The organism is Actinobacillus ureae ATCC 25976 (genome assembly GCF_000188255.1).
GTDB classification, from domain to species: Bacteria; Pseudomonadota; Gammaproteobacteria; order Enterobacterales; family Pasteurellaceae; genus Actinobacillus; species Actinobacillus ureae.
The window spans coordinates 1418967-1425538 of the sequence record NZ_GL831080.1; the positions used below are offsets into that span (position 1 = coordinate 1418967).

Below are 6572 nucleotides of genomic sequence, written 5' to 3' on the forward strand. Positions count from 1 at the left end.
TCATGAGTTATTTACGTTCGAATAAACGTCTTTCCGGACTTTCGATTTTTTCTACTAAAATCAAAATTGCCGCATCACCACCCCACTCTCTTGGTGCTTGGTGTAAAGCAATGATTTTAGGGTGTTGCACCAACCAACGGGGAATTTGATCTTTTAAAGTACGTGTGCCGAAACCGGTCATTATGCTGGCGCAATAGACTTGTTCTCTCTCACACGCCAAAATCAGTGCCGCTAATTCTTTTTTCGCTTGTTCACGAGTTAAACCGTGTAAATCTAAAAAAAGTTCCGGCTGAAAATCACCACGGCGTAGTTGCTTCAAAATATACGGGTCAATGTCCGCACGCAAATATTTGATTTTCTCATTTTCTTCTCGTAATAACGGTTCATATTCATCAGAGAAGAAAAACTCGGTGTCTTTTTGTTCTTGCAACTCTCGTAACTCATTAACTTTTTTACGAGGCGCAGTTTTCGGTACAAAAGTATCCTGTTTAATTTTTTTCGTGCCTTTTACCGCTTCTTGGAAAAGTGCAAAATCTTCGTTATCTAACATTCTTGTTTGTCCATTACTAAAAATTCCGCATTTGGGAAATTATGTTCAATATATTCTCTTAAATAGTTTAGCGTATTTTGCTGAATTATTTCATCCGTTTGCGGATAACTATTATAGATCAAACTGATTAACGGAATCTGTTTTTGTTGGCAAGCCATTAAACTGAGCAAGGTGTGATTAATCGAACCTAATCTGCCGGAAGTGACTAAAATCAGCGGTAATTGCTGCTCTGCAATATAATCAAGTGTGGTATGTTGGTTATCATAAGGCACAGCCAAACCGCCAGCGCCCTCTAACAAAACGTAGTCATATTTTTCGGCTAATAATCGGCTGGCTTCTGCAATTTTGTGCGTATCAATCACGGTATTTTCCATTTCCGCTGCCAAATGTGGCGAACAAGGATAGCGAAAAAGATAAGGACAAGTAATACCGTCTTTATCCTCTTGGGTTAACGGCATATTCTGCATCCGGCGGTGTTGCAGAATATCACTGGAAACGTTTTCACAGCCGGTTTGAATTATTTTTTGCGTAATCACCGAATAGCCTTGTTCCATTAAACGTTTCGCATAAAAGCCGGTAGCGACTGTTTTGCCAATATCAGTATCGATGCCCGATACAAAAATGATTTTGCCCATTATTTTTTCACTCCCAAAATAAAAATTGGTGCGTAAGTCAAATAAACGCCTTGTTCACAGCTAAATTGCGCTTGATATTGTTCACTAAATGCCATCAACTTTTTGCGTATCCACGTTTGTGTACTAATTGCCGTTACCCCCGTTTTCCGCAAATGTTGCAATACGGCAAGCGGTGAAGCAAAGGTTAAACGAATCTGCTGTTGCATAATCTGTAACTGGGTAAAGTCTTTACTTAACCAAGCATGCCAATCTGCTTGGCTTGGATAAGTCAGCCCAACACCCGTTAGTTGACGAATTTCCGCTAAATTTTCCGTTGTAAAACTATTAAATAGCAAAACACCCTTTGGCTGTAACAGATTCGCGGCTTGCGAAACAAAAATTTGCGGTTGTTCAAACCACTGTACTGCGGACGCAGAACTGATCAAATCAAACTGCCCTTCAAAAGCTAAATGTTCTGCATCACCAGCCACAAACTCAAAGGAAACAAGCGGTCGATTTTCGCCAATTTTTTGCAAAACGCGATCTTGATAGACATCACTCAGGTCATTGACGACCAAATGTTCCACTTGATATTCACGCACTAAATGCTGAGTTAAATCACCCGTGCCACAACCGATTTCCAGCACTCGCTGAAAACATTGTTTGTTCGTTTGGGCGAGCAAATTTACCAATTGTCGATTAATCTGTTGTTGAGCGATCGCATGCTTGTCATATTCCGTGATATGGGTAGCAAAACGTTGTGCAATCAGTGGCTTATCTAACTTTGCCATAATTGCTGCCACTCAGAAAAATGTTGCCATAGATAATGTTCGCCTTTAGGTATTTGTGTAATACGTACATTTTTATCTTGCCAAAAAGCGAGTTGATTTTGTGCCGAGAAAATCCGATCTTTCTCACCAATAATGACATTCGTCCAGTGTCGCTTCGGTATAATATGCTTTTCCTCAATTGCAGTATTCAATACCTCAAGTTCATAATGAATTTCGGTAAGGGGACGCTGTTCGGGTAATGCGAGGTAAACATTTAACAACTGTTTATCACCACACATTCGGCGTTCAAACTTTAATCGATTTTCTGCATTTAATGTTTGTAGCGTGCCGTTGAATATCTGTCGCGGAATGCCCCATTCATCGTGTTTCGGAAAAGGCGTACCGTTAATCGCAGTCGCAGAAGCCAAATTAATCTCAGATAATACATTTTCTGCCACCCAAACGCCCATCGACCACGCTACTAAGCGGACGGTTTGGTAACGACTAAAATCAAAAGCAGGAAAGTCTAAATCTCGGTAATCATAACAAATCAATAAGTCATAGCCGTCCGGTAGTGCTAAATGCGAAACGACCGATGCCGGCGTACCCCAACCGGCAAAATAAATCAGCAAATTGGCTTGTTGGGTTGAAATTAATTTGGTTTTCACATGTTTCTCCTTATAAACAAACAATTAAACGTTCTAATTCTTCTGTGGTTAAATCGGCGGTTAAGGATAGGCGGATACGAGCCGTGCCTTTCGGCACTGTCGGTGGGCGAATCGGTAAGCAATAAAAACCTTGTTGTTGCAATGTTTTGGCTTTTTGCACCGCTTGTTCATTTTCTCCCACTACAAACGGAATAATGCAGCTTTGCGTTTGTAGCGGATAACTATTTTTCTGCTGTACCGCTTGTTTTAACTTTTCACTAAGCAATGCCAAATGTTGTCGTTTACGGCGAAATTCTGGTAATTGTTCAAATAAAAAAGCCGTCCAAGCGACATTTAGCGGCGGTAATGCGGTCGAAAAAATCAGCGGACGCATTGTGTTAATTAAGTAATCTTTAATCACTTGATCGCAAACCAAATAAGCCCCCATCGAAGCCAATGCTTTGCCAAAGGTACCGACTAAAAAATCGATCTCATCGATACAGCTTAATACTTCCGCCATACCTAAGCCCTGCTCTCCGTATGCCCCAATTGCGTGTGCTTCATCCACATACAGCATAATGTGACACTGGCTGGCAAAGGCTTTTTTTAATACCACGAGTTCAGTCAAAGGCGCAATATCACCGTCCATACTAAAAATACTTTCGGTAACAATGATAATCCGCTCAAACTGAGTGGCATATTTAGTGAGTAATTGAGTTAAATGTTCGAGGTTATTATGTTGATAGCGATAAAAAGACACACCGGCTAAACGGATACCGTCAATCAAACTGGCGTGTACCAATTTATCGGCAAGAATGAGGGTATTTTTATCCGCTAACGCCGGCAAAATACCGATATTGGCATGATAACCACTGTTAAATAATAAAGCCGCCTCTCTCTGAAAACGGTTAGCAATCAACCTCTCAAAATCTTGGTAAATCGGGAAATTACCGGTCAGTAGCCGAGAAGAAGATGAGGTAAGCGGAATAACAAGCGGTTCATTTTCACTGATTTTTTGCAAAAATTGATGCTGTAAATGCTGATCTGAAGCTAGCCCCAAATAATCATTTGAGGAAAAATTTAACATTCTCCGATTATCAGCAATAATCCACTTTCCATCATGTTGAATCGGCGGCAACGCTCGCTTTAAACCAGCTTGCGTTAATTCCGCTAACTTTTGTTCGAATACATTCATAAAACCTCCAATCAAATGTATTACGTTTTTATTCATTATAAGCTATTTTTAATGCTTGTAATAAGGCGCTAGTGAGTTGGGTTAATTCCGTCTGACTAATAATAAACGGCGGCATAATGTAAACCAGTTTGCCGAAAGGGCGAACCCAAATACCGTGTTTTACAAATAATTTTTGTAGTGATATCAAATCAACCGGCTGTTGCATTTCTAATACACCGATTGCGCCTAATACCCGTACTTCCGTTACCGATTTAAAGTGTTTTGCCGGCGCCAACTCATCAATTAATTGCCGTTCAATACGTTTAATATTGGCTTGCCAATCACTTTCTAATAATAAATTAATCGATTCATAAGCAATCGCACAGGCAAGCGGATTCGCCATAAATGTCGGGCCGTGCATAAAACATTTTGCTTCTCCCTCGCAAATGACCGTTGCGACTTTTTCTGTGGTGATGGTTGCCGATAAAGTCAAATAACCGCCGGTTAACGCTTTGCCCAAGCAAATAATATCCGGTGCTACCTCAGCGTGTTGCAAAGCAAATAATTTACCGGTACGCCCGAAGCCGGTGGCAATTTCATCGAAAATTAACAGAATCCCGAAACGGTCACATAATTCTCTCGCTTTTTGTAAATAAACCGGCGAATAGAAATACATTCCACCTGCTCCCTGTACAACAGGTTCGAGAATTAATGCGGCAATCTCATCGCCATGTTGTTCAAATAACTCTTGCAATGGCAAAATCGCTTCATCTCGCCATGCTTCACCAAATTTCACACTCGGTTGCGGTAAAAAATATTGCACCGGTAAGCTGGAATTGAATAGACCGTGCATACCGGTAACAGGATCACAAACCGACATCGCATGCCAAGTATCGCCGTGATAACCGGAACGAATCGTGGCAAATTTAGTGCGTTTTTTAGCATTTTTTTGACCGCTTGCTTGGGCATATTGCAATGCCATCTTCATGGCAACCTCAACCGCAACCGAGCCACTATCAGCAAAGAAAATTTTATTTAGCTCAAGCGGTAAGATTTCCAATAATTTTTGCGAAAGTTTAGCCGCCGGCTCATGAGTCAAACCACCAAACATGATATGGCTCATTGTGCTTAATTGTTCAGTTGCCGCCTGATTTAAACGAGGATGATTATAACCATGTAGCGCCGCCCACCATGAAGACATTCCGTCAATCAGTTTACGACCGTCTTTTAAAGTGATGATCACGCCGTCTGCTCGTTCTACCGGATAAACAGGAATAGGATTGGTAATGGAAGAATAGGGATGCCAAATGTGTTTTTGGTCTAATTCGATAAGCTGAGTTGTTCTCATTTTTATTTTCCTTTAATTTTGCGGAATTCTAGCGCAAAAAAGCATATCGGTATAGAATAAGCCAATTTTTACTCTTAAAAGGGACAATTATGTTCGAATACAACCTAGAATTATTAGAAGAAATCATAGATTCATCTGCCGCAGATGATTTAAAAACGATTCAAGATATGATGCGCTGGACGTACAGTTACTTTAATGCATCGGATCTATACTATGGTCACGGGTTGGATAACCCTTGGGATGAAGCACACCAACTTGTATTAAGTGCATTAAATTTACCGATTGATGTGCCGGAAGCGATGTATTCCTCTAATCTGACTCATATTGAGAAAGAGCGCATTATCGAGATGGTTCAACAGCGCTTAGGTATGCGTAAACCGGTGGCATATTTAACTAATTCTACATGGTTTTGTGGTGCCGAATATTATGTTGACGAACGTGTAATTGTGCCTCGCTCACCAATTGGTGAATTAATTCAACAAGGTTTTACCGGTATCTTACGAGCCGAACCGAAGCGCATTTTAGATATGTGTACCGGTAGCGGCTGCATTGCGATTGCTTGTGCCGAACGCTTCCCGCATGCGGAAGTTGATGCGGTTGATTTATCGCTTGATGCGTTAGATGTCGCACAAATTAATATTGAGCATCATCAGGTCGCACATCGTGTATTCCCAATCAGCTCGGATTTATTTACCGATATTCCGCAAGATAAATATGATTTGATTGTGACTAATCCGCCGTATGTTGACCAAGAGGATTTGGGCTATATGCCGCAAGAATTCCACCACGAACCGGAATTAGCATTAGGCTCCGGTGTTGACGGTTTAGACATTACCAAACGAATTCTTGCCGAAGCACCGAATTATTTGGCAGATAACGGTGTATTAGTTTGCGAAGTCGGCAACAGTATGGTGCATTTAATGGAACAATTCCCAAGCGTACCATTCCACTGGGTTGAACTCAAAAACGGCGGTCTCGGTGTATTTACCCTCACTCGTGAGGAATTGGTGAAACATCATCATTTATTCCAATAAATATAAAAAAGCGGTCATCTTTCTTCCATTTTTTACAAAATTTTGAAGAAAGATGACCGCTTAAAATTCGCCAATAAATTTACTTGAGTAAGCCTAAATTTAATTTTTCTAATGATACTAATTGTGTTCTAGCTAACCTACGTAATTCTTGCATTCTTTCCTTTTGGCCAACTTGCTTTTCAGGCAAAATCGCATTGTAACTTTCCATATTCGCTAATACTAACAATTCGTTCAAACTTGCCTCATCCCTCATATTCTCTTTCGCCTCGGGATTCTTTGCTCTCCATTGCTTTGCGGTCTGATTAAACAATGCCACATTCAGCAAATCCGCTTCCGAAGCATATTTAAATGAAAGTTGTTCGGTTGTTAAATCAGTCAATAAGTATGTTTTAATCGTTTCGGTATGAATTTTATAATTAATTTTGGGGCTGTAGT

Annotated in this window: 7 protein-coding genes and 1 pseudogene; 1 reads left to right on the plus strand and 7 read right to left on the minus strand. The window is 40.6% G+C overall.

Annotated features, from left to right (window positions below; all coding sequences use genetic code 11):
* Window positions 1-7 precede the first annotated feature (7 nt).
* Genes smrB through bioA form a run of 6 tightly spaced genes read right to left on the minus strand, consistent with a single transcriptional unit; the run spans window position 8 to window position 5103 of the window.
* On the minus strand, window positions 8-550 hold the full coding sequence (gene smrB / locus HMPREF0027_RS06655) for an endonuclease SmrB (protein ID WP_005623335.1): 543 nt from the start codon (window positions 548-550) through the stop codon (window positions 8-10).
* Entirely contained in the window at window positions 544-1185 is a 642-nt protein-coding gene (bioD, locus tag HMPREF0027_RS06660) for a dethiobiotin synthase (RefSeq protein WP_005623336.1), read from the minus strand. Before bioD ends, smrB begins: the two co-directional genes overlap by 7 nt.
* On the minus strand, window positions 1185-1955 hold the full coding sequence (gene bioC / locus HMPREF0027_RS06665; protein ID WP_005623338.1) for a malonyl-ACP O-methyltransferase BioC: 771 nt from the start codon (window positions 1953-1955) through the stop codon (window positions 1185-1187). The genes bioD and bioC overlap by 1 nt, the downstream gene beginning before the upstream one ends.
* On the minus strand, window positions 1943-2602 hold the full coding sequence (locus tag HMPREF0027_RS06670) for a DUF452 family protein (protein WP_044024336.1): 660 nt from the start codon (window positions 2600-2602) through the stop codon (window positions 1943-1945). Before HMPREF0027_RS06670 ends, bioC begins: the two co-directional genes overlap by 13 nt.
* A gap of 10 nt (window positions 2603-2612) precedes the next feature.
* On the minus strand, window positions 2613-3776 hold the full coding sequence (locus tag HMPREF0027_RS06675; protein WP_044024337.1) for an 8-amino-7-oxononanoate synthase: 1164 nt from the start codon (window positions 3774-3776) through the stop codon (window positions 2613-2615).
* Between the two features lie 28 nt (window positions 3777-3804).
* On the minus strand, window positions 3805-5103 hold the full coding sequence (gene bioA, locus HMPREF0027_RS06680) for an adenosylmethionine--8-amino-7-oxononanoate transaminase (protein ID WP_005623344.1): 1299 nt from the start codon (window positions 5101-5103) through the stop codon (window positions 3805-3807).
* 89 nt (window positions 5104-5192) lie between these two features.
* Between bioA and prmB the strand changes: the two genes are divergently transcribed.
* Window positions 5193-6137: a 50S ribosomal protein L3 N(5)-glutamine methyltransferase gene (gene prmB / locus HMPREF0027_RS06685; protein ID WP_005623346.1), complete on the plus strand. Its 945-nt coding sequence runs from the start codon at window positions 5193-5195 to the stop codon at window positions 6135-6137.
* Window positions 6138-6216: 79 nt separating this feature from the next.
* Here the strand turns inward: prmB and HMPREF0027_RS12630 are convergent.
* Window positions 6217-6572 (minus strand): annotated as a pseudogene (locus HMPREF0027_RS12630) (KilA-N domain-containing protein); the annotation flags it as partial.